Here is a 22,942-nt window from a genome sequence, read left to right as displayed (position 1 = left end):
CCTCGTTTTCAGTGCAATAAGTGACGGTACGAAAAGCTAGCACTGGCGCGGAGGTGGTGTTGGTAGATCGTTGATTTCATTGACTTTCCTGTTCACTTTCAAATCTGCGATTCGTGGCGTCAAACCGTGGTCGGTTTCATCCATTGGTGCCAGTTATCGATGCATTTGGCCGCGAAGGCAGGATTTGGTCAGCATAGCGGTCAACCGGGAAGCGAAACACACCCCGCAAGTTGATGCTCTCCAGCCTGGTGGGCGCAATCTTCCCGATCAGTTCCGGTGGAATGACCTGGCGGCGGTTCGACCAGCGATCCAGGACCGCCTGCATCTGTGAGGTATTCCACGCCATCACGATGTTGGCCATCAGGCTCAACGCATCGGCCACAGCCTGCATTTCATCGACACGTTTGGCCTGCGCCGGGCTGATCCGGCCGGTATAAATGGCGCGCTTGAGGGCGTTAACAGCCTCGCCCCGATTGAGCACCCGGCGCAACTCGTTCCTGAAAGCGTCCTTGACAAAGTAGTCAGCCAAAAACGCCGTACGCAGCAACCGCCCCAATTGCACGCCAGCCTCATAGATTGGATCGCCCTGGGCGGCAGAACCGAACCGCGCAAGAGCTGCCACCGCACTGGCATGTCCGCTCATGACCGAGGCTGCCAGGTGCACCAGACTATCCCAATGCTTTTCGATCAAAGCGACGTCGACATTGGCTTCGCACACCGCAGCGATTTCTGCGGGCACTTTGGTGCCGCGTGGCACAAAGAGGTGGCGCTGTTTGAGTTCCTTCAACCGCGGGCAAAGATCAAAACCAAGCAAACGGGCATGTGACATGGCAAAGTCGGTGTAGCCATGGGTATCCACAGCAAGCTGGCTGGTCTCCAGCTTTTCTTGGCGGATGACACCTTCAATGGCCACGCCCGCCTGGCGCTCATTGAGCACAAAGGGCTGCGCATGGAAGATGCCCCACCGGTCTTTTACATGGGAGTAGATTCCAATGGAAGGTGTGTTGCGCCGAGGATCAAGCCGGGCTTGCCACACCCGTTTGGTGGTCTCCATGCTCATCATGTCAGAAGATGCCAAATCGGACCGCCCCCAGGTGGCGGCAATCGGGTGTCGCTGCATGAATTCCAGCACAGCCTGGCAGGCCTGGCTCAGACGCCGTTCGTCCCGCGCCCAGCGCATGGCCTGGCGAATGCTGGTGGCAGACAATTGCGGAATCATGCGCGCGCATTCGACCGCAGTCAGACTGGTGCCGTGGGCCATGATGCCGGCATAGACCATCAGCAGCTCGTCGGTAGAGCGCGGCTCACGTCCGAGCATGATCCAGCTAAAGCGCACCTGGGCGTCAACGGCCAGAATCACTTCCGGCAATTGAACCTCACCGATGCGGTGATCCAAAGCCGCGCGCAGCTTGGTCACTTCTGGGTCTTCGTCCTCTGCGGGCAATGGCGACAAATGGAGTTCATCATCCACGCGCAGTACGCCACTGCGGGCTGCAGCGGCCACCGCATCGACACCGGCAGTTACTCTGGCCAGCAAAGGCTTCAAGAAAGTGGCAGCCTTGCTGGGTAACGATAGACGGGCATAGTGTTTCTTGGACTCTGCCTGCCAACGCTCGTCCGTGAAGAACAAGCGCGCACGACCCCGAAAGCTCAGGCTGTGCTCAATCCAGACCGAGCCATTGCGCACCGCGCGGCGCAGGGCAAACAGGGTGGCCACCTCCAACGCCTGAAACGCCCGTTCCCGGTCTGGGCTGGAGATCGAAACCTGCCAGATCATTCCCAGACTTGGTGCCACCACTTCAACTGGCAGCTTTCTGGATCCTTTGAGATATAAAGCTTGCAGCTTGGCAAGGTACTCGATGGCAGGATGCTCGCCGGTGGCCTGCCAGGGCAGCTTTGCAATGGCGACGAGCAACGACCGCACGGGGCGAATTCCATCAATCAATCCCTCGCGGACCAGGGAGGCCCTGCTCGGTGGTTTGCGTTTCTGGGTTTCGGTGATCAAGGCTTCAAGACGGGCACGCAACTCAGCATCTGGCACCGCACCTTGCGCGCTCAAGGCAACAAGTTCGCCGAGCAGCGTTTTGTACATTGCGGCCCAATTGACGGTAGCGGGGACATCGGCGGCAGCCTGACGCCACAGATCGGCGATCCGGCGCTGCACCATAAGGATCAACTGGTCTGTGGTGGTGAACAGGCAATACCGAAGAAAGCATGCGACCTCCACGGTGCGCGCTGGCTCTTTGATCTTGGCTCCGGCTGAGGGCGGCCTGGAGACAAGTCGGCGCGCGTAGCGGCGCAAGATGAGATCGGGGATGTCTGCCAGGTGCTTATGAACGTCCAGCGTGTAAAGCAGGTCGATGCGCTCCAGTACCTCGCTGATTTGGCGGGTTGAGTGTTTCGCCGGTGCAGCCCATAGCCAACTCTGCTGGGTTTGTCCATCTGGGCGCAGCTCTGAAACTGAGGCTCGCCAGCGATCAAGTGTTGCTGGATCAACGCTGGCGGCGATGGCGGTGCCTGTTTCAACTTCAAGCTGGGCAAGTGCCGCCGCAATCAGTGTCCGAATTGCCCGCTCGTGCACGATCACCAGCTTGTTCTTGTACAGCCATTGACGCGCCCGCACGAGTAGCTGATCGCGGTCGGCGCAGCGCGCCACTTCGTCGCGCAGTTCACGTACCAGTGAGCGGCGCTGGTGCTCGCTCATCCACTGGAATCCAAGGACCGTGCAGGCTACTTGTTGGTGATCGAATAGCGTGCGCCCGCGTTCATACATGGCTCTCAGCGAGGCGACTTCTGGTGCTGCAATGCCAAGCTCGTTGCCAAGGTGGCGCCACAAGGCTACTGGAATTACCCGAAAGGCACCGAGCAAACGCCCACTCATGCGCAGGAAACCAATATGGAGCGCCAGACCAAGCTTGTGGGAATCACCTCGGCGTGCATTGATTGCGTCGCGCTCGGCACCATCGAAGGTGAAAAATGCCTTCATCTCGAAGTCGCTGATATCGCGGGGGAGCCCACGCATCCCCAAAAACGTTGTGTGCCAACCCTGCATCGTGAACCTCAAAAGTGGGAGGCCACCATACCCGTTTACAAAGCGAACAGGAAAGTCAATGAAATCAACGGTCTACCCAGACCACCCCCGCGCCAGTGCTAGCTTTGCGTACCGTCACTTATTGCACTGAAAACGAGGAGACCCCGGATAAGTCGGTGGAGAACATCAAGATGTGCGTGCGATCTACTCTCGGTAACATCTTCAATTGGATCAAGGGCTTAGCGGGTTATTCGTGCGATCTACTCTCGCAAGGTGTGCGATCTACTCTCGCTCGGGAGCCCTCGAAGCACGCATAAACCATTGATTTTCAACAGGAAAATGGGTTATCCACAGACGCCCCCTGTATTTCTTTTCCTTATATTTCTTTATTTAACCTGTAGTAGAAGGCCGCGTTTGTGTACAGGCCGCGCCACGTAGGGACACCGCCTCTTGGGGGCTACGCCCCCGCCGGCTCGCTCCGGCCGCAAGCGGCCTACGCCCCGGCCGCCTTCGGCGTCCTTCCCACCCGGCATCCCCCAGGGCTAACGCCCTCGCGCTGCGCGCTCACCCAATCCAGGCCCCCCCAAGGGGGCCGAACAAAGACAGCCCCCCGACAAGCCACGCCCTGATCAAGCCACAACTGTGAATTCAAACGCTGAACTGCTTATCAGGACGCGGGGCAAGTTGCGTGCCAGCCAGCGGCGTGCCCCGCGCTCAGACGTCTGTGGTGTGCGTAGGCTGCGGGAACCCTCAGTGACGACCAACAAGGCCGCGCCCCAAGGAGACTGCGGGCGCGGATAAGCGCTGCGCCCTATGGGCTGGGCACGTGCGCGTTCAGGCGGTGACATGGGCTTCGCCCATACCCAATACCGCCAGGTGCAAGCACCTGGCCAAGCGGGTGCGGTTTCTCGGGGAGAAAAGAAGGCCGCTCGATGGCGGCCGAATCGGCGCTCCGTTTGGGGAGGAGGGAGGGAGGAGAAGGAGCGCCGGATCGCATGATATCCACGCGGTTGCCTGGAATCGGCATTTCTGTATCGTTGAACAAAACATATAATCTGCCTATGTTTTGTTAAACATGAGGTTTGCCGTGAAAGCGCTTTTCCTTGCCGCCGCCGCGGGCTGGCTCGCCGCGTGTACCTCGCCCGGCCCGGCGCTGGAGGCCGCCCGGCCGACCGTTCGCCATCAGTATGTCATCGACGTGCAGCCCAATATCGCGTTGCACCGCGCCTACAACGACGACGGGCACACCTACCTCGAATTCCTTGATGCTAGGCGCATGAATCCGGTAGTCACCACCGTCGATGGCACGGCCCTACCCTACGCCTGGACCGACCGGCTACTGGTCTTGGAAGGGGTCTACGACAACCTCACCGTGACGACGCCGCATGGCGTGGCGCACGTCTACGCCAGGATGCCGGCGCCGCCGGCGCGCGTGGCCGCGCCGGTGCCGGCGCGTGCGCTGGAGTATGGCGCTCCGGTGCCTGCGGTGCGCCCGCCGGCGCCCGACAACTACGGCGACGCGGCCGAGTTGCCGGCCCGGGGCGACGCGACGACGCCAGATCGCATCAGCGTGGTCCTCAACGGCAGTTTCTCGGAGTCGCTGGGCGAAGGGCGAGCCAGCCAGCTGGTGGCCGCATCGCGCGAGGCCAGCCGCGTCACCATCGGCGCGGCCGTGGCCCGGGGCGGCCACCTGGCCGAGGCCCGGGCCTACTCACGCATCGCCGAGGCGCGCCAGTTCCTGATCGACAACGGCGTGCCAGCCGAGCGGATTCGCACCACCCGGGCGGTGGTCGGCGGCGCCCGGGACAGCCAAGTCGATTTCGTGATCGCGTACTGAGGGCGGGTGGCATGATCGGCGCGAGAAAAGTCGTCCGCCGGGCGTTTGGGCTGATGGTGCCGCGCACGTCGCAGAAGATGCGGCGCAACGAGGTGTACCGCTGGACGAACCGGCTGGTCTGGCTGGTCATCGTGCTGCTGGGCCTGGCGGCGGCCCTATTCGGCACGCTGGGCAGAAGCTGAGGCGCGGGCGCGGCCGCCGGGGCGGCGGTCGCTAGACTCTCGGCCATGACTGATGACCAATGGGCCGGGCTTTCCCTGGCAGAGCTTCTTGCGGCACGCGAGGCGCTGGACGCGAAGATCCAGGCCGTGCGCTCCGAGGCGCGCGACGCCGCCATCGCGCAGATCCGCGAACTGATGGCCACCTACGACCTGAGCCAGGCGGACGTGATGCCCGGTGCCGCTGCGGCGGCACGCACCCGGAAGATCGAGCCCAGGAAGAAGGCGCCGGCCAGGTACTACGACCCGAACAGCGGCAAGACATGGACCGGGCGCGGCAAGGCGCCGCGATGGATCGCCGGCCAGGACTACACGAACTTCCTCATCCCGGCCGAGGGGATATTGCGGAAGATGGCCCAGCAGGTGCCGGCGGGCGCTTGAGCGCATCCTTGTAGCGGCGAAAGAGCGCCGCGCACTCGTCGTTCAACGCCGGTGACAACCGGATCTCGTCTCCCCGGCCGCCGCCGGCGCGGGCTTCATCGGCGAACTGGCGAAGGTGGGCGCTGGTCTGCGACTGGCCGAAGCGGTCCAACTGCCACTTGCGCACATGCTCGCGGCCGGGCCGAATCGAGCCCAGCACCGCCAGGGTGATGCCCTGCTTGAGGTACTGGCGCCAAGACTTGACCACGCCGCCGAGCCGGGCGAATTCCGCCTTCGCCTGCACGGGGGTGGCTTCGCGCAGGCGCTGCAGCTGGGCGTCGTACCGATCGGCGTAGGTGGTCAGGCCGCCGACGCCGGGGAGCAGCTGGCGGCGGAATTCGCGTTCCAGGGCACGAAGGGGCGGCGAGGACATGCTCGCACTTTATTCAGTAATCGTACAGGTACGCAAACTTAATTTGGCGTCAAGGTAGTTTAAACGGGCAAGCCTGACCGACGATCCGACACCTCGCCATGCTAGACTGTGATGATGCGTCGCTGGATCGCCATTTTCATACTGATACTACCGCTCCAGTTCAGCTGGGCAGCGGTGGCTTCGTATTGCCAGCATGAAAGTGAGCCAGCGAAGACGGAGCACATCGGTCACCACGAGCATAAGCATGCTGACACCGATACAGTCGGCAAGACCAAGAAGAGTGAGCCAAGCCTCGACAAGTCCGATCGCGACTGCCGCCTTTGCGGTGGCTTGGGCTTGGGTGTAACTCAGCTCCATGTGGCCAAGCAATCCGTGGACCGTGGCAACACCATGGTTGCTCATATCTCCACGCCTTTCACTGGCGTGAACCCCTCTCCGCCCGATCGCCCTCAGTGGCCCGTCCTCGCCTGATCGGCGGGGCGCCTACTTCTCTTTTCAGCCAACTAGCCAGTCAGCCTGCACGTCTTCGTGACGTGCTTGGGCGTGCGCGGTAAGGCGAAACGAACCACAGGCCACCAAGCAGACCTGTGTCTGCCCTCCCGCCGATGTCTTCGTATTTCGAGGTCATTGGAGAATCGGATGTTAAAGGGTAATCACGGTAACAAGGGTCAGCGCGCCGCGCGCGGCCACAAGAAATTCGCGCTCGCAACGGTGGCTGCCACCATATTGCTGGGTACCACCGGAGCTTGGTCCCAAGTGATGGCTCCCAGCATGCAAAGCCCTCAATCGGTGCTGGGTACCACTTCTGTGTTGTCCGCCACGCCGTTGTCGCTCGCCAGGGCCATCGAGCTTGCGATGGAAAGCAACCCCGAGGTGGCTGCCGCCACACGCCAAGTCGAAGCCTCCGAAGGACAGGTGATCCAGGGCCGAGTTAGACCTAACCCGGAACTGGCCTACTCGCTTGAAGACACACGTTCGCAGACGCGCACGCAGAGTTGGCAGCTGAACCTGCCCATCGAACTGGGGGAAAGCGCGCTGCACGCACAAAGGCCGCTGAAAAGGCCCGTGAGCAAGCCCTGGCACAGTTGGCAGACGTGCGCGCCACCGTTCGCGCCAACGTGGTGGCAGCTTTTTTCGATGTGCTGACCGCGCAGGAGCGGCTTGCTTTGGCAAAGGACAGTTCGGCGCTGGCCAAGTCGTCCACGGACGCTGTGGCCAAACGGGTTGCGGCAGGCAAGGTCTCTCCTGTCGAGGAAACCAAGGCCAGGGTGGCGGAGTCCGGTATCCGCGTTGAGTTGAGCCAGGCCGCCAGCGAAGAACGCAATGCCTTGACGCGCCTGAATGCGCTGCTCGGCAGAACCACTGCCGTCGCCGGTGCGCTGGAGGGTAAGGCTGACGACCTGCCCACATTGCCGACCCTGATGGATCTGCAGTCCCTGGTGGATTCTTCACCAGCCGTCGTGCTGGCCAAGGTCGAGGTGGAACGGCGCCGGGCCTTGACGGAAGTGGAACGGAGCAAGCGCGTGCCAGACGTCACGGTCAGTGCCGGTGTGCAACGGGCCAACGAGACCCAGCGCAATGTGCTACTTCTGGGCATCTCAATGCCCTTGCCCCTGTTTGACCGCAACCAAGGCAACCTGCTGGAGGCTCTGAAGCTCGAAGACAAGGCGCAAGACGAGCTTCAGGCCATTACGGTGCGCCTGCGCAGCGAGGTCGCCCAGGCGCACGACCGGTTGTCCACCATTGCTAACGAAGTGCAGGCTCTCCAGGCGGATGTACTTCCAGGCTCTAAGTCGGCCTACGACGCAGCGACCATCGGTTTCGAAAACGGCAAGTTCAGCTTCCTCGAAGTCCTTGACGCACAGCGCACGTACTTCACCGCCAAATCGCAGTACCTCAAGGCACTCGCTGAGGCCCACCGCGCAGCAGCCGAGATCGACCGTCTGCTTGGGGGGCGTCTCCCGCGGATCAGACCATCACGCATAACTGAGATTGACCATGACCACCAGCAAACCAACCATCAGCAAAAGGCACCTGATTGCCATTGCCGTCGTACTCGCCTTAGGCGTCGGAGCCGGAGCATTTCTCCTTCAGGGCGGCAATACCAAGGCCGCGGAGGGCGATGGCCATGGCCACGGAACCCACACCGAAGCCAAGGGCCACGGTGACGGTGAACACCACGGCAAGGCAGATGGCAAGGGCCACGACGATGACAAGGGCCATGCCGACGAAGAGCACCATGAGGCGAGTGAAGCCAAGGGCCCCAATGGCGGCACTTTGTTCAAGGAAGGCGACTTCACACTGGAGGCCTTGCTGGCAGAAGGCGGTGGGGAGCCACGCCTGCGCATCTGGATGTCCGACAAGGACCAGGCGGTGCCGGCGAATGCGGCGTCCGTGACCGCGACCATCACTCGCCCCACCGGGGACAAACAGGCCCTGACCTTCAGCGCTGAAAAGGGAAGTTGGGTGAGTCGCGAAGCGGTGGAAGAACCCCATGCCTTCGAAGTCGAGATCATTGCCCAACACGCCAATGAGCCCTTCATGTTCGTGCTGAGCAAGGAAGAAGGCAAGGTGGAGTTGACTGACGCCCAGATCAAGGCGGCCGCCATCGGCGTTGACACGGCATCCGCTGCCAGCATCAAGAGTTCCTTGCTGCTACCCGGTGAAATCCGCCTGAACGAAGACCGCACCTCGCACGTGGTACCGCGCCTCGCAGGCGTCGTTGAAAGCGTCAGCGCAAACTTGGGCCAGGTCGTCAAGAAGGGCCAGGTTCTGGCAGCGATTGCCAGCCCTACGGCTTCGGAGCAACGCAGCGAGCTACAGACAGCACAAAAGCGCCTGGCATTAGCCAAAACCACCTACGAGCGTGAGAAAAAACTGTGGGAGCAGAAAGTCTCCGCGGAACAGGACTACTTGCAGGCTAGGCAGGCCCTGAATGAAGCCGAAGTGGCGGTCGCCAATGCCCACCAGAAGCTGGGTGCACTGGGACTCGGCGCGTCGTCTCCATCCGGCTTGAATCGGCTTGAACTACGAGCACCCTTTGACGGTATCGTGATTGAAAAGCACATCAGCCTGGGCGAAGCTGTCAAGGAAGATGCAGCCGTCTTCACCATCTCCGACCTCAGCAAGGTTTGGGCCGAGATCAATGTGCCGGCCAAGGATCTGCCCCAAGTGCGGGTGGGAGAAAAGGTCACAATCAAAGCGACGGCGTTCGACGCCTCAGCTACCGGAACTGTGGCTTTCGTCGGCTCGTTGATTGGTGAGCAGACCCGTACTGCGAAGGCTCGTGTGGTTTTGGACAACCCCAATGGCGCATGGCGACCCGGCCTCTTCGTCAACGTCGAAGTGGTTGCGGATGAGGCGACCGTTCCGGTAACGATCGCTACAGACGCCGTGCAGACCGTGGGCGAGAAGCCAGTGGTCTTTCTCAAGGTCAACGGCGGCTTCATCACACAACCCGTGCAACTCGGACGCAGTGACGGCAAGCGCGTGGAAGTGCTCCAGGGCCTCAAGCAAGGCGCTCCCTATGCGGCAACCGGCAGCTTCGTTGTGAAGTCCGAACTGGGCAAGGCCTCGGCCGAGCACACGCACTGACCTCGGAGTCGCTCCATGTTTGAAAAACTGATTCGATTTTCGATCGAGCAGCGCTGGCTGGTGCTGCTCGCGGCCCTCGCCATGGCGGCGCTCGGCGTATTCAACTACCAGAAGCTACCGATCGACGCGGTGCCCGACATCACCAACGTCCAGGTGCAGATCAACACGCAGGCGCCCGGTTACTCGCCGTTGGAGGCCGAGCAGCGCGTGACTTACCCCATCGAGACAGTCATGGCCGGCCTGCCCAACCTGGAGCAGACACGGTCCTTATCCCGCTACGGACTGTCTCAGGTAACGGTGATCTTCAAAGACGGCACCGATATCTACTTTGCTCGGCAATTGGTGAACGAGCGCATCCAGGAAGCACGCGACCGCCTGCCCATAGGCATCACTCCGGCCCTTGGGCCCATCTCCACGGGCCTGGGTGAAATCTACCTGTGGACCGTGGAAACCAAGGACGGTGCCAAGAAGCCGGACGGCAACCCCTACACCCCGACCGACCTGCGCGAGATCCAGGACTGGATCATCAAGCCGCAGCTGCGTAACGTTCCCGGCGTCACGGAAATCAACTCGATTGGCGGTTTCGCGAAGGAATACCAGATTGCCCCCATACCAGAGCGGCTGGCATCGCTGGGGATGACGCTGCAGGACATCGTGACCGCGCTGGACCGCAACAACGGCAACGTGGGCGCGGGCTACATCGAAAAGCGTGGGGAGCAGTACCTCATCCGTGCCCCTGGGCAGGTCCGGTCGCTGGAGGATATCGGCAACGTGATCCTGAGCAGCGCCAACGGCGTGCCGGTGCGCGTGCGCGACGTGGCCGACGTGGCCCTGGGTCGCGAACTGCGCACCGGTGCCGCCACGGACAACGGCCGTGAGGTGGTGCTGGGTACGGTGTTCATGTTGATCGGAGAGAACAGCCGTACCGTCTCCCAGGCCGTGGACAAGAAGATGGTGGAGATCAACCGCAACTTGCCCGAGGGCGTACATGCGGTGACGGTGTACGACCGCACCGTGCTGGTGGACAAAGCCATCAACACGGTGAAGAAGAACCTGCTCGAAGGCGCGATTTTGGTGATCGTGATCTTGTTCCTATTCCTGGGCAACATCCGTGCAGCAGTGATCACGGCGATGGTGATTCCGCTTTCCATGTTGTTCACCTTCACGGGTATGGTCAACTACAAAGTCAGCGCCAACCTCATGAGCCTGGGAGCGCTCGACTTCGGGATCATCATCGACGGCGCGGTGGTGATCGTCGAAAACTGCGTGCGGCGTTTGGCCCACGCTCAGGCCCATCATGGTCGGCCGTTGACGCGCGCCGAGCGCTTCCACGAAGTCTTCCTGGCCTCCAAGGAGTCGCGCCGGGCGCTGTTGTTCGGCCAACTCATCATCATGGTGGTGTACCTGCCTATCTTCGCGCTGACAGGCGTCGAGGGGAAGATGTTCCATCCCATGGCGTTTACCGTGGTGGCAGCACTCGTGGGCGCCATGATCCTGTCGGTGACGTTCATCCCTGCGGCCGTGGCCCTGTTCATCGGCAACCGCGTGAACGAGAAGGAAAACTTCCTGCTCGGCCACGCCAAGCGCATCTACGCACCGCTGCTGGATCGCGTGATGTCGGCCAAGGCCCTGGTGCTCACCATCGCTGCGGTAGCCGTGGTGCTGTGTGGGCTGATCGCCACCCGCATGGGCAGCGAATTCGTGCCCCAGCTCAATGAGGGCGACCTCGCTATCCAGGCGCTGCGCATCCCAGGTACCAGCCTGTCGCAATCCGTCGCCATGCAGCAGCAGATTGAAAGCACACTCAAGGCCAAGTTCCCGGAGATTGAACGAGTTTTCGCGCGCACTGGCACGGCAGAGATCGCCTCGGACCCTATGCCTCCGAACATCTCTGACGGGTACATCATGCTCAAGCCGATGGACGAGTGGCCTACACCTCGCAAGACGCGGGATGAGCTTCTCGCGGGCATCCAAGAGGTGGTCGGCAAGATCCCAGGCAACAACTACGAATTCTCGCAACCCATCCAACTGCGCTTCAATGAGCTGATTTCCGGAGTGCGAAGCGATGTGGCGGTGAAGATCTTCGGCGACGACATGGAAGTCCTGAACAAGACTGCGGAAGAGGTTTCCTCGATGCTGCAGAAGATTCAGGGCTCGTCCGAGGTCAAGGTCGAGCAGACCACCGGCCTGCCGATGCTTACCGTGAACATTGATCGCCAGAAGGCTGCGCGCTACGGCCTGAATGTGGCGGACATCCAGGACACCGTGGCAACGGCCATCGGCGGACGCGAGGCTGGCACTCTGTTTGAAGGCGACCGGCGCTTCGACATCCTGGTGCGTCTGCCGGAATCGATCCGCAATGACCTGGAAGGCATGAAGCGCCTGCCCATTCCGTTGCCCCGGGCATCCGGGGCGGCAGAGGCTCGAATCAACTTCATTCCGCTTGGAGAAGTGGCATCGTTTGAACTCGCGCCCGGCCCCAACCAGGTCAGCCGCGAAAACGGCAAGCGCCGCATCGTGGTCAGCGCCAACGTGCGCGGGCGTGACGTGGGTTCCTTCGTCGCCGAGGCGGAGCAAGGCCTGGCGCAGATCAAGATCCCCACAGGCTACTGGACGAGCTGGGGCGGCACCTTCGAGAACCTGCAGTCCGCGTCCAAGCGCCTGCAGATCGTGGTGCCCGTCTCCCTGCTGCTGGTGTTCGTGCTGCTGTTCGCCATGTTCGGCAACGCCAAGGATGGCCTGCTGGTGTTCACCGGCATTCCCTTCGCGTTGACGGGCGGCATCCTGGCCTTGTGGCTACGGGACATACCGATGTCGATATCGGCCGCCGTCGGGTTCATTGCGCTCTCAGGGGTGGCGGTGCTCAACGGGTTAGTGATGATCTCGTACATCCGCACGCTGCGGGAAGAAGGCGTGGCGCTGGACGCGGCGATACGGGACGGTGCGTTGACCCGCCTGCGCCCCGTGCTCATGACCGCGCTGGTCGCTTCGCTGGGCTTCATTCCGATGGCGATCGCCACCGGAACGGGTGCCGAGGTGCAGCGCCCGCTGGCCACTGTGGTCATCGGAGGGATCCTTTCTTCGACTCTGCTGACCCTGCTGGTGCTGCCCATCCTCTACCGCCTGGCGCACAAGCCTGACGAACAAGACGAGGACGTGTCCGCTGAGCCTGCGCACCCCGTCACCCCCTATTCCGCGTAGTTCCCCAAAGGGGCCCCCGCTCACACGGGGCCCTTTTTCCCTTCCCAACAAGGAGATTCCATGAAATTCAACCATGCACTGCTCGCCCTGGCCATCTCGGTCTCGGGAATCGCGTTCGCCTCCGAAAAAGACCATGACACCAAGCCTCTGCACGGCGGCGTTGTCGCTCAGTCGAAAGACATCGACTATGAACTGGTGGCCAGTGCAGACAAGCTACAACTGCATGTGCGTGACCACGGCAAACCGGTGGACGTGGCCGGCATGACGGCCAAGGTGACGCTGCTGGCCGGCACCGACAAACAGGAGGTCGAATTGAAGCCGTCAGGCGCCGCGCTCGAAGCTGCAGGCAGCTTCAAGGTGGGATCGGGCACCAAGGTGGTGGCAGCCGTTTCCAAGGCCGGTAAATCCGTTGCCTCGGTGCGGTACACGCTGAAGTGACCCCACGATGATCGAAACCGTTGCCGCTCACGCACATCCCGGCGACGATTTTCATCAATCCAGACCCGTGCGCGCTGCGCGCAATCACCTTGTTCATCTATGGTCCACGCAGTAGCGGTCAAGCTCGTCTGGATCTGGATCAGCTTCCTGATTACTGCGCTCGCCTTCTGGCGAGTGCGGTCGTTCTGGATACGACGCCACCCTGAGCGGAACAAGCGCATCAAGTACACAACACGTCTGGCCAAGCGTTTGAGAGACCGCCGGATGCAGATGGATTTTCGGCAAGGGAAGGCCGGACGCAACCGTCCGCGCCACTGACGGCTCGCAGGATTAAACGGAGATTCTCCGGGCACCTCAGCAAGGAACGCCATGACATCCTTCACGTGCTCGAAGCGGATGTTGGGTGCATTGGTCGCCGCAGTTCTTGCAACAGATCTCGCTACCCCCCGTGCATGAAGGCTGGATGCCATGGTCGGATGGCTGGAGGGCTGGAAAGGTCTACCGCCTCGACATCTCATCGAAAGACCTGGTGTTTTTCAGAAATCAACACCGCAAAGCAAGATGAACCAAACAAGGCGGCGCCACTCTGCCCACCTTTCGTTCGTGCGCGAGAACTTGCTGCACTGGACAAATTGGCGACCGAGTATTGGAACCCATGGCTTGGTGCTGTGGGTATGCGCATACCTCGCATTGCTGGGCAACACCTCGTTCCTGTCGGCCAGCACAGCTGGCCGCCACTGGGCTGACCCGGGAACCTGGTTGTTCGCGGCTGCCCTGGTGCTGTCGTTGATTGCACTTCATGCCCTCATCTTTGGCCTGCTGGCAAATCGTTGGATCGTGCGACCGCTCTTGACCGCGCTTGTTCTGGCCACAGCATTCGCCACCTTCTTCATGCAACGCTACGGTGTCTACTACGACCCGAGCATGCTGCGCAACGTTTTGCGTACAGATACGACTGAGGCTAGCGAGTTGCTGTCGGCAAGCTTGCTGTTGCATGTGCTCGCCTATTCCCTGGTACCCGTCGCGTGCATATGGCGGGTGCGCGTGGTGGCACACCCCTTCGCTCGCGCCCTGTTGTGTCGATTGCTGTTCATTGTCGGGGCTGCTTTGGTCTTGGTGATTTCGCTGCTGCTTGTCTTCCAGGACTTTTCGGCGTTGATGAGGAACCAGAAGGAGCTGCGCTACCTCATCACACCTGCCAATCTGCTCTATTCCACGGCGCGGGTGCTGTCCACCGACGCTGAGATAGCGATCGTGCGCACGCCTGTAGGGATGGATGCGCGCATTGCCCCAGCAGTGCAGGGCCGCAAGCCAACGCTGATGTTCATCGTGGTGGGGGAGACGCTCCGGGCGGCGAGCTGGGGTCTCAACGGCTATCTGCGGCAGACCTCGCCACAGATGAAGGCATTGGACGTGCTCAACTTCAGCAACGTCACTGCTTGCGGCACCAATACCGAGACATCGCTTCCATGTATGTTCTCGGCCGTCGGCAGGAGAGACTATGACGAAAAGCGGATTCGTTCCAGCGAATCCCTGTTGCACGTGCTGTCGCGTGCAGGCGTGTCCGTGCGCTGGAAGGACAACCAATCAGGATGCAAGGGGGTGTGCGACGGCCTGGGTGAGACCATCGTCGATCCCAAGGCAGACGCCGCCTTGTGCGAAGACGGACGGTGCTTCGACGAAGTGCTGCTGCGCAACGTTGGCGCTCTTACCCAGGGCTCGACCGGAGACATCGTGGTCGTCCTTCATATGCTGGGGAATCACGGTCCTGCGTACTACAAACGGTATCCCACCGCCTTTCGCCGCTTCCAGCCCACCTGCGACACCGGCGAGTTGCGGCGCTGTGATCGCCAGAGCATCGTCAATGCCTATGACAATGCCGTTCTCTATACCGACCATGTGTTGAGCCAGGCTGTCGCCTATCTCAAGACGCAGCAGGAGCGTTTCGATACCGCGATGATATATGTCTCGGATCATGGCGAGTCCCTGGGTGAAAAAGGACTCTTCCTGCACGGGTTGCCGCAGGCCATTGCCCCCAACGAACAGACCCGTGTACCCATGGTGTGGTGGCTCTCCGAATCTTTCAAGGCAAGCCGTGGGCTCGATACAGCATGTCTCAACGGCAAGACCGCTCTGGCACTGTCCCATGACAACCTGTTCCATTCCGTCCTCGGTCTGATGGCAATCACGACCCAGGTCTACGATGCGCGCTTGGACATCGCTTCGGCCTGCACCCACTCGCCAGGCTCCACTCCAACGCGGTAGCTCCTACTGCGCGGATCGAAGGAACAGGTGGCGCTTCTGTGCGCATGGCAGGCAGGCGCGTACAGGTCTTCATTGACGCTCGCGACGGACCAAGCCTGCGGAGCAATCGGCGATGATGACATACACCGAGTCACAGGCAGCCAAGCTTTCTCGCCTGGGCACAGGCGTCATGATCCAATTAGTGCGGCTTAAGTTCCGCCGTTGCCCGATGGGGAACGGCTCTTGACCCGGTTCTTTGAAAGGAGCATTGCAGCGGTTTGCATAAATGTGTTTGGCAACAGAATCAATATTTGAGTTCTCTCTCAGCCTTGCGCAAATCTTGATCCTCGATCTGGATCGTGGTGTGGGTGATATCGAAGGTTGTTTCCATTGCTGACTTGGCGGCAACCAGTGTCTTAGGGGCATCGGCCATATTGGTCACAACCAAGTGGCAACTCATCGCATCAACACCTGATGTGATTGTCCAGACGTGGAGGTCATGCACGGCCGTGATGCCGGGAATTTCCTTGAGCTTGTCTTCCAACAAGGAGATGTCAATTTCAGGGGGCGTGCCTTCCATCAGGATATGAATCGCCTGCTTCAACAAGATCCATGTCCGTGGAACGATGAAAAGGCCAATGCCGGCGCCGACGATGGGATCAGCCAGCTTCCAGCCCGTGAACATGACGATCGCCGCCGCGACGAGAACACCGAGCGAACCTAGCATGTCGGCGAGCACCTCGAAGTAGGCGCCCTTCACGTTGAGGCTCTCTGACGACCCGGCAGAGAGGAGTTTCATGCTCACTAGGTTGACGGCGAGACCGACGACGGCGACGATCAGCATCGGGCCACTCAGAATCTCAGGAGGGTTCAGGAATCGCTGGTAAGCCTCGTAGAGGATGTAGAGGGTCAGCACAAGAAGGACGACGGCGTTCGCCAGTGCTGCCAACACTTCAGATCGGACATAGCCGTAGGTCTTCTGAGGAGTTGCAGGGCGCTCGGAAAAACGGATCGCAAGCAGCGCCAGGGCCAAGCCACCGGCATCGGTCAGCATATGCGCTGCATCGGCGAGTAGAGCGAGACTACCGGTCCACAGGCCACCGACGACTTCCACGGCCATGAATATGGTCGTGAGCGCCAAAGCTCCCATCAACCGCGTCTTGTGCCGTCCTGCGGCCGTGCCGGAAGGCGTCGTCGCTCCGTGTGAATGTCCTGCACCCATGTATACGTCCCGTTTTCGCTAAATGCTTAAGAAAAATGATACTGATATTAAGCAACAGCATAAGCATGCCGAGGATGCCACTTTCATAGCGATCCAGAATTTCGAGGCGCAGGCGCTCCATGCCCGCTGACATCGTCAGCCGCAAGAACAGTTGCACTTCCCCTTTATGGAGTTGGGTAAGGTGATTGAGGGCAACGCCGTCCGCTGGCTTTAGGCGCGCGCGACGGGAACCTGTCGCCAGTCGGTGGTGTACTGGGGTGTTCGTCGGGCCTGGCGCATTGCCCAGTCACGCCGCGCGGCCGCGGTGCCGACGCTGCCCTGCTTCACCGTGGCTTTTCCCCATCGGGCATTGAGCTTGTCCACCACGCTCATCAGCTGGCCGCGGTTGCGGCCAGATTCATCTTCAAGATCGAGTTCGCCTTGCAGGATGCTGCTGTCGCAGAGGTCCAGCAGCATCACGCCGGCTTTCGCCAAGTTGTAGCCGGGCTCGAAAATCAGTTCTAGACCCATCGTGGCCGCCTGGATGATCTTCGCCGTGTCGGCCGTGGGCCGGCGCAACGGCACCACGAGCGACTTGGCCCAGCGCGGGCCTGGCCGGAACGGCGAGGTGTGCGCGAAGACCAGCACGCGCCCGGCCAGGCTCCCCTGTCGCCGCAGCTTCTCGGCCGCGCGTGTCGCGAAGTCGCTCACGGCCTGCAGCAACTGCGGCAACTCGCGCACCGGCCGGCCGAAGGATCTCGTCACGGCGATCTCGCGCTTGGGCGTGGGAGCCTCTTCCAGATCGATGCAGGGCATGCCTTGCAACTCGCGAACGGTGCGTTCGAGCACCACCGACCAGCGGCGGCGCACCGAAGCCGGGTCGAGCCGCGCCAAATCCTGCGCGGTGGCCACGCCGGCGTCGCGCAGTTGTGCGCCGATACGCGGCCCAACTCCCCACACGTCGCCCACGTCAGTGATGGCGAGCAGCAGGTCCACGTCGGCCTGCGGCAGCGCACCCAGGTGGCATACCTGCGCGTGCTGCGCAGGGTAGCTGCCGGCTTTCCTTTCTGCGCACTTGGCGATGTGGTTGGCCAACTTGGCCAAGGTTTTCGTGGGCGCTATGCCGATGCACGTCGGAATACCGATCCAACGGTGGATGCGAGCGCGGATGGCATGCGCGCGCTCGGCCAGGTTGCCACGCACGCCGTGAAGATCCACGAAGCACTCATCGATGCTGTAGATCTCCTGGCCGGGCCCGAGGCCTGCGGCCAAGCTCATCATCCTGTCCGACATATCGCCGTACAGGGTGAAATTGGCGCTCAGGCTGACCAGGCCGGCGCGGTCTTCGAGATGGCGGAATTCATGGTGCGGCTGGGCCATCTTGATGCCCAGCGCCTTGGCTTCGTTGCTGCGGCTGATCGCGCAACCGTCATTGTTGCTGAGCACGACCACCGGCCGGCCCTGCAGGCTCGGCCGGAAAACGCGCTCGCAGCTCACGTAGAAATTGTTGCCATCGAGGAGTGCCAGCATGGTGCATCACTGGAACCGCTTGATGCAGCTGGTGGCCACGCCCCAAACCTCGATCGTCTGCCCTTCCGTAGGCACGATTTCCGGGTACGTCGGGTTGCCTGCCTTGAGCTTGAGCCGGCCGGCGCGAAGGTACAGTTGCTTGACGGCGTATTCACCGTCCACCACGGCCACCACGATGTTGCCGTGGCAGGGTTTGAGGGCTCGGTTCACCAGCAACAGATCGCCGTCGAAGATGCCCAGGTCCTGCATGGAGTCCCCGGCAACACGGAAAAGAAAGGTAGCCTGGGGATGGGTGACGAGGATTTCGTTGAGGTCGATCCGCTTGACCAAGTAATCGTCCGCCGGCGAGGGGAAGCCGGCATGCACGCTGGCATTGGCCAATGGCAGCACCAGGCCGCTGCTGGCCAGCGGCACTGGGACGTTAAAACATTGGATTGCACTGTGCATACGTACAGTATAAATCCGACGCTTCGGGCGCTATGCACCAGCCTCCCCTAGACTGCTGTCAAGATTTTCAGGGAAAGGATCGCTCCATGTGCTACTCGGCCGCCGTGCGCGCGGACTACGCCGCGTTCCGTCGCCTGTTCCCGAGGTCCCGCCCTGGCGCTCAAGGCGTTCTTCGATCTGTACTGGCGGCGCAGGCAGCAGCCCAAGCCGCCCATGCGTACGCCCAGGGTGATGGATGCGCAGTTCACGCATCCCCACTCGCCCGAGGAGCGCGAGATCCATGCGCTGATTGCGGAATTCGACGCGAGCCAGGTGTCCGCGCTGGAGCAGGATCTGTTCGCGCAGCGCAAGCGCCTAGCCGACGCCGAGCGCGCCCTGCAGACCAAGGTGACGAAGAAGGCCCAGGAAGACCAGCGCATCGCCACCGCCAAGATCGACCAGGCGCTCGCGCGCCTGACGAGGCTGAAGCGACCCGAACTGAGCGAAAGCGATACGCGGATTTTCCCCGGCTGGTGGGCGCCGGTGCTGGTGATCGAGGGCGGCGAGCCGGTGATCTGGCCCATGCGCTACGGGTGCCGGCCGGCCGGCAAGCCGACCCTCTACGACAGGAAGTACCCCGGGACATACAACGCGCGCCGGGACAACCTGCGCGGGTTCTGGAAGCAGCAGTTCGGGCAGACGCACGCACTCATGCTCGTGACCACGTTCTTCGAGAACGTGGCCCGGCACGCGGCCGAAGGCCGGGCGCTGCGCGCTGGCGAGGCGCCAGAAAACATCGTGCTCCGGTTCGAGCCCAGTCCACCGCAGGAGATGTACATCGCCTGCCTGTTTTCGCACTGGACGCCGCCGGCGGGCTCCGACGAGCCCGACCTGTGGTCGTTCGCGGCCGTGACGGATGATCCGCCGCCCGAAGTGGCCGCGGCCGGGCATGACCGCTGCATCGTGCAGCTGCGGCCCGAGAACGTTGAAGCCTGGCTGACGCCGCAGGGGCGCACGCTGGACGCCTTGGATGCGCTGCTCGATGACAAGGCGCGGCCGTACTACGAACACCGCTTGGCCGCGTGATGTTTTCAGCGGCTGCGCGCAGGAGGCTTGCTCGCCTGCGGCGTGGCCGCTAGGCTGGTGAATGGCCCGGCAGGGCTGGCACCTCGGGAAAGGGCCTGCTCTTTTCCGCGTGTGTAGGGCGTGATCCTGGCGCCCCTGTCCCCTTGCAACTGCGCACTCGCAGCGACCCGCCTCGCGTGTCCGCCTATCGCATCAAGGTACTGGGGATTTGCGCCGCGTTCGCGGGCAGCAGCTGCCACAGCCGCCCAGCCATCGGCCAGCATGGTCCGTCGCTCGGCGGGTATCTCCCGGGCGGCCTGCAGGGCCATGGTCGCATCGTCGCGGGGTTGACGCTGACTGTCGTAGAGCAGCTGGCCGCCGCGGTTGATGATGCGCAGCCGATCCAGCTGATGGGCCAGCTGGCTCACCGTAGCACTGAACCCTTGCATCGCCGCATCGTGGTAGTCCTCTGTGACGAAGCGCGGGTTCGGGTTGCCCACCTGGTGCTGGCGTTCGTGGCGTTGATAGATGCCGAGCAGGCTTTCTTCCCTGCTGGTGGCTACTACCACCATCTCCACCTTGTAGCCTTGCTCCTGCAGCCGGTCCACGAAGCGCTGGACCGACTGTGGGTTGCGGAAGGTGCCCTCCTCCACGATGTTGCGCCGCGCCTCGATCGCCATGAGCCGGAGGGCGTTCGCAAGCCGGCCGGCGTCCGCTTGGGTCTCGCTGGATGGCAGTCTGGCGGTGCCGAGGGGGATGCGCTCGCGCATGCGATCCGCATCCACGTGGACGAAGCCACCCTGCGCCTTGAGTTCGTCGCGCACAAGCTCGCCCCCTGCACTTTTGCCTGCGCCGGGCTGGCCACCCACCAGCACGACACGGGGTTGATCCTGTGCCGAGGACCGCGCCGCACGCTGCGCGAAGTAGCTGCTGGTGATGGCCGCCACCGATTCGTCGGTGAGCGGCTTGTACCCTTCCCCGGTCATGGGCGCGCGGATTCCTGCGGGGTGCGCATTCCGAAAACGCTGTCTTGAGGGTTCAGGATGCGCGCGATGGTCTCATGGTCGTTGACCCTCAGATCCTCTTGCAGATTGGAGATGGCGGCCATTTGGGCCTCGCAATAGGCGATCAGCGCGGCCGAGGGCTGGGCCTTCTCGCGCTCGTGCTGGAGGGCCATGATGAAGGGCTGCAGGCGCTGGCCCAGGTTTTCCAGGGCCACTTCGTAGTCGATGCTCTCGCTGTTGATGCCAAGGCTTTGCATGGTTGTTCTTTCACGTGCGGGGGACTCTCGATTTCTCGGCGAGAAATTCCCAGGGATTGATGAGCAGCACTCCCGAGTCCTCGAAGTGCTTGATGTTGCGCGTGACCAGCGCAGCGCCGTGAACCAGGCCGGTAGCGGCCATCAGCGCATCGCGGTAGTCCCGGCTGTCCGCCTGGGTCAGCTTTGCCGCGCGCCTGGCGATTGCGTGGTCCACAGGCAGGATGCGGCTGTTGAAGGCTGGCAGCACCATGGCATCGAGCCAGCGCGCCAGTACCGCCGCCTGTGACTCGTCCCCACGCTGTGCCAGGTGGCTGATGCCGCGCTGGATCTCCAGCACCGTGATGGAGGTGATGTACAGCTGGTCCATGGCCTGCGCTTCCATCCAGGCTTCCACGCTGGGATGGCAGGTACTCTTTCGGATCTCGGACAAGACATTGGTGTCCAGAATCAGCATGGTTTTTCCTGACCGTCGAAGGTGCCAATGTTGTTTGGACCGGCCGTGCGCGCGATCCGGGCGTTGCCCGACCCCGTGGTCGCCGTCATGCGTCCAGTTCCCTGGCGTCGATGCGGATCGGCTGGATGTCGAAATCGTCGGCCTCGTTCTGGCGCAGCAACTCCACCGGGTTCCTGTCGGTTTTGGTCAGGCGCCGGTACTCGGCGATCGGGATGAGCGCGAGTGCGGGTTCACCGCGATCGGTGATGATGACCGTGCCACCCTCGCTCGCCACGCGCTTTGACGCGCTGACGTTGTGCACGAACTCGCGGGCGGTGACGGTTGTGATCGGTTGTGCCATGGTCCTTCCTTCCAATGAAATGCGCAGCGTCGGCCGACAGCGGCTCATGTGGTGCCGCTGTTCTCGGCGGCGATGGCGGCGCGCGTTTGCCTGGCCAGCGCCCTGTAGGCATTGAAGATGGGCAGCGGCATGCCGTACTCGCCCACGTCCTGTGCCCTGCGGTCGCTGTTGTATTCGGCGTCCAGCAAAATCTGCTGCGCCAGATCCAGCGGCACGCGCCTGCGGCCCTCGTCCAGTTCTTCGGACAGCCATTCGGGACAGCGGTTGGCGTACTCGTTTGCGATGGTCGCACTGATGCGCAGGGTCACGAACCGGACGGGCGGCTGGCCTTCATGCATGGCGAACCCCTTTCTCATGCTCCCGGGCAGCCTGCTCGATCTCATCGGCCAGCTCGCGCAGCCGGCCGACCGTTACCACCCACTCGGGGGTCTGGAGGCCGGCAAAGAGTCGATCCTTGACGGCCTGGTAGACCGTTTCGGCGCGCTCGTCGCCGAGTGCGAAGGCGCATGCGGCGATGGCCAGCTGCGCCGGGCCCGAGCCCATGTACCCCCATTCCAGGCCGCTGGGCGAATGGTTGCGCAGGTCGATCCGCCAGGGCAGTTCGTCGGTGGCGTTCCAGGGTGCCGGCACCGCTCCGTGGTGGTCGAGGATGGCCGAGACCATCGGCGCCGTGGTCACGCGGGTGTGGTGCCCATCATCGGCGCGGCGTCCGAAAATGCCCACCCACGCCGGCGGTGCCGGCTGGCAGTACGACAACCGGGCCGCCGCGCTCTCGCTGCCGTCCGCCGGGTCGCCGCGGAGATCGCCCGGCACCAATCCGTGCAGCCGCAGCCAGGCGGCGGCCAGGGTATCGCCGAGGACGATCGCGTCGGCCTTGGTGTCCGCGTCCACCTCGAAGGTCTTGCGCACATCCAGCGGGCCGGTTGTGTAAGTCACGAACCAGGGGTGCATCGCTCTCTCCCCTGCTGGTGATGCTTTCGCGTCATCAGCTGCTCGTGGAATTTCGGGTTGGCTCCCTGCAGGTGCCAGCCGAACATGGAGCCGGTCAGCATGGCTTCGCGCTGCGCGGATGTGACGCCTTCGGCGGCATTGAGTTCGTCAGCTGTCAGCCGTGTGTGGATCGGGTAGTAGCCGGGCTCGCCGCGCTTGACGGCGATCACCGGCGACGTGCCGTAGACGCCCTTCGGGTTGTCGGCATAGGCGATGGGCGGAAGTCCGCGCTCGGAGAGTGCGTCATCGCGTGCGAGGTCGATGGGATTGAGGTGCATGGCCGTCGTCTCCTTGAACCCGATCCCCGGGCCTGGGCAGG

General features: G+C 62.4%; 23 protein-coding genes and 1 pseudogene. 12 read left to right on the top strand and 12 right to left on the bottom strand.

Annotated elements, in window-relative coordinates; all coding sequences use genetic code 11:
* Window positions 1-136: 136 nt before the first annotated feature.
* Window positions 137-3,052, bottom strand: a complete 2,916-nt coding sequence (locus AAAK34_RS20130) for a Tn3-like element IS1071 family transposase (RefSeq protein ID WP_003049965.1) — start codon at window positions 3,050-3,052, stop codon at window positions 137-139.
* A 1,066-nt stretch (window positions 3,053-4,118) separates the two neighbouring features.
* On the opposite strand from AAAK34_RS20130, the gene AAAK34_RS20125 reads away from it, so the two are divergent.
* From AAAK34_RS20125 to AAAK34_RS20115, 3 genes are read left to right on the top strand one after another with little or no spacing between them, the layout of a single operon-like run.
* Window positions 4,119-4,868 carry a hypothetical protein gene (locus AAAK34_RS20125; RefSeq protein ID WP_263462733.1) on the top strand — a complete coding sequence of 250 codons (750 nt, stop codon included), beginning with the start codon at window positions 4,119-4,121 and terminating at the stop codon, window positions 4,866-4,868.
* A gap of 11 nt (window positions 4,869-4,879) precedes the next feature.
* Entirely contained in the window at window positions 4,880-5,050 is a 171-nt protein-coding gene (locus AAAK34_RS20120) for a hypothetical protein (protein WP_187265813.1), read from the top strand.
* Between the two features lie 45 nt (window positions 5,051-5,095).
* The gene (locus tag AAAK34_RS20115) at window positions 5,096-5,467 is read left to right on the top strand and encodes an H-NS family nucleoid-associated regulatory protein (protein WP_147915023.1); all 372 of its coding nucleotides are present in this window, start codon (window positions 5,096-5,098) and stop codon (window positions 5,465-5,467) included.
* Here the strand turns inward: AAAK34_RS20115 and AAAK34_RS20110 are convergent.
* Window positions 5,409-5,879, bottom strand: coding sequence for a hypothetical protein (locus AAAK34_RS20110; protein ID WP_147915022.1), 471 nt, complete (start codon window positions 5,877-5,879; stop codon window positions 5,409-5,411). The two genes, AAAK34_RS20115 and AAAK34_RS20110, sit on opposite strands and share 59 nt — an antisense overlap.
* Window positions 5,880-5,990: 111 nt before the next feature.
* On the opposite strand from AAAK34_RS20110, the gene AAAK34_RS20105 reads away from it, so the two are divergent.
* The 8 genes and pseudogenes from AAAK34_RS20105 to AAAK34_RS20070 all read left to right on the top strand — a co-directional run bounded on the left by AAAK34_RS20105 (window position 5,991) and on the right by AAAK34_RS20070 (window position 15,377).
* On the top strand, window positions 5,991-6,350 hold the full coding sequence (locus AAAK34_RS20105; protein WP_431778059.1) for a cation efflux protein, CzcI family: 360 nt from the start codon (window positions 5,991-5,993) through the stop codon (window positions 6,348-6,350).
* A gap of 168 nt (window positions 6,351-6,518) precedes the next feature.
* Entirely contained in the window at window positions 6,519-7,025 is a 507-nt protein-coding gene (locus AAAK34_RS20100) for a hypothetical protein (RefSeq protein ID WP_431778058.1), read from the top strand.
* Window positions 6,956-7,771: pseudogene (locus AAAK34_RS20095) on the top strand (TolC family protein); the annotation flags it as partial. The gene AAAK34_RS20100 and the pseudogene AAAK34_RS20095, both read left to right, overlap by 70 nt.
* Before the next feature lie 106 nt (window positions 7,772-7,877).
* On the top strand, window positions 7,878-9,473 hold the full coding sequence (locus AAAK34_RS20090; protein ID WP_147915019.1) for an efflux RND transporter periplasmic adaptor subunit: 1,596 nt from the start codon (window positions 7,878-7,880) through the stop codon (window positions 9,471-9,473).
* Between the two features lie 15 nt (window positions 9,474-9,488).
* Window positions 9,489-12,674 carry a CusA/CzcA family heavy metal efflux RND transporter gene (locus AAAK34_RS20085; RefSeq protein WP_231698657.1) on the top strand — a complete coding sequence of 1,062 codons (3,186 nt, stop codon included), beginning with the start codon at window positions 9,489-9,491 and terminating at the stop codon, window positions 12,672-12,674.
* A gap of 60 nt (window positions 12,675-12,734) precedes the next feature.
* Window positions 12,735-13,112 carry a hypothetical protein gene (locus tag AAAK34_RS20080; RefSeq protein WP_147915017.1) on the top strand — a complete coding sequence of 126 codons (378 nt, stop codon included), beginning with the start codon at window positions 12,735-12,737 and terminating at the stop codon, window positions 13,110-13,112.
* A 99-nt stretch (window positions 13,113-13,211) separates the two neighbouring features.
* Window positions 13,212-13,430, top strand: coding sequence for a protein BatD (locus AAAK34_RS20075; RefSeq protein WP_147915016.1), 219 nt, complete (start codon window positions 13,212-13,214; stop codon window positions 13,428-13,430).
* Between the two features lie 243 nt (window positions 13,431-13,673).
* A complete protein-coding gene (locus tag AAAK34_RS20070; RefSeq protein WP_147915025.1) occupies window positions 13,674-15,377 on the top strand; it encodes a phosphoethanolamine transferase in 1,704 nt (567 codons plus the stop codon).
* Between the two features lie 283 nt (window positions 15,378-15,660).
* Here AAAK34_RS20070 and AAAK34_RS20065 read toward each other — a convergent pair whose 3' ends face one another.
* From AAAK34_RS20065 to AAAK34_RS20055, 3 genes are all read right to left on the bottom strand, one after another.
* Window positions 15,661-16,578: a cation diffusion facilitator family transporter gene (locus AAAK34_RS20065; RefSeq protein WP_147915015.1), complete on the bottom strand. Its 918-nt coding sequence runs from the start codon at window positions 16,576-16,578 to the stop codon at window positions 15,661-15,663.
* Between the two features lie 210 nt (window positions 16,579-16,788).
* On the bottom strand, window positions 16,789-18,087 hold the full coding sequence (locus tag AAAK34_RS20060; RefSeq protein WP_147915014.1) for a Y-family DNA polymerase: 1,299 nt from the start codon (window positions 18,085-18,087) through the stop codon (window positions 16,789-16,791).
* Between the two features lie 6 nt (window positions 18,088-18,093).
* Window positions 18,094-18,534: a LexA family protein gene (locus AAAK34_RS20055; protein WP_147915013.1), complete on the bottom strand. Its 441-nt coding sequence runs from the start codon at window positions 18,532-18,534 to the stop codon at window positions 18,094-18,096.
* A 231-nt stretch (window positions 18,535-18,765) separates the two neighbouring features.
* Here AAAK34_RS20055 and AAAK34_RS20050 point away from each other — a divergent pair, with 231 nt between their 5' ends.
* Window positions 18,766-19,599 (top strand): SOS response-associated peptidase family protein, encoded by an 834-nt coding sequence (locus AAAK34_RS20050; protein WP_431778057.1) that lies wholly within the window; start codon window positions 18,766-18,768, stop codon window positions 19,597-19,599.
* 5 nt (window positions 19,600-19,604) lie between these two features.
* Here the strand turns inward: AAAK34_RS20050 and AAAK34_RS20045 are convergent, their stop codons facing one another.
* The 7 genes from AAAK34_RS20045 to AAAK34_RS20015 form a co-directional block, all read right to left on the bottom strand.
* Entirely contained in the window at window positions 19,605-20,564 is a 960-nt protein-coding gene (locus tag AAAK34_RS20045; RefSeq protein WP_231698654.1) for a zeta toxin family protein, read from the bottom strand.
* Window positions 20,561-20,839: an antitoxin gene (locus tag AAAK34_RS20040; RefSeq protein WP_231698653.1), complete on the bottom strand. Its 279-nt coding sequence runs from the start codon at window positions 20,837-20,839 to the stop codon at window positions 20,561-20,563. The genes AAAK34_RS20045 and AAAK34_RS20040 overlap by 4 nt, the downstream gene beginning before the upstream one ends.
* A 10-nt stretch (window positions 20,840-20,849) precedes the next feature.
* The gene (locus tag AAAK34_RS20035; protein ID WP_231698652.1) at window positions 20,850-21,293 is read right to left on the bottom strand and encodes a type II toxin-antitoxin system VapC family toxin; all 444 of its coding nucleotides are present in this window, start codon (window positions 21,291-21,293) and stop codon (window positions 20,850-20,852) included.
* 85 nt (window positions 21,294-21,378) lie between these two features.
* Window positions 21,379-21,633 (bottom strand): type II toxin-antitoxin system Phd/YefM family antitoxin, encoded by a 255-nt coding sequence (locus AAAK34_RS20030; RefSeq protein WP_231698651.1) that lies wholly within the window; start codon window positions 21,631-21,633, stop codon window positions 21,379-21,381.
* Between the two features lie 44 nt (window positions 21,634-21,677).
* Complete coding sequence (locus tag AAAK34_RS20025) at window positions 21,678-21,971, bottom strand: hypothetical protein (RefSeq protein ID WP_231698650.1); 294 nt, start codon at window positions 21,969-21,971, stop codon at window positions 21,678-21,680.
* Window positions 21,964-22,584, bottom strand: coding sequence for a DUF6166 domain-containing protein (locus AAAK34_RS20020; protein ID WP_431778056.1), 621 nt, complete (start codon window positions 22,582-22,584; stop codon window positions 21,964-21,966). The genes AAAK34_RS20025 and AAAK34_RS20020 overlap by 8 nt, the downstream gene beginning before the upstream one ends.
* A complete protein-coding gene (locus AAAK34_RS20015) occupies window positions 22,566-22,901 on the bottom strand; it encodes a hypothetical protein (protein WP_231698648.1) in 336 nt (111 codons plus the stop codon). The genes AAAK34_RS20020 and AAAK34_RS20015 overlap by 19 nt, the downstream gene beginning before the upstream one ends.
* Window positions 22,902-22,942: the final 41 nt, after the last annotated feature.

This window comes from Ottowia caeni, from assembly GCF_050821495.1.
Taxonomy (GTDB): Bacteria; Pseudomonadota; Gammaproteobacteria; order Burkholderiales; family Burkholderiaceae_C; genus Ottowia; species Ottowia caeni.
This window is presented reverse-complemented; position numbering and strand designations above follow the sequence as displayed.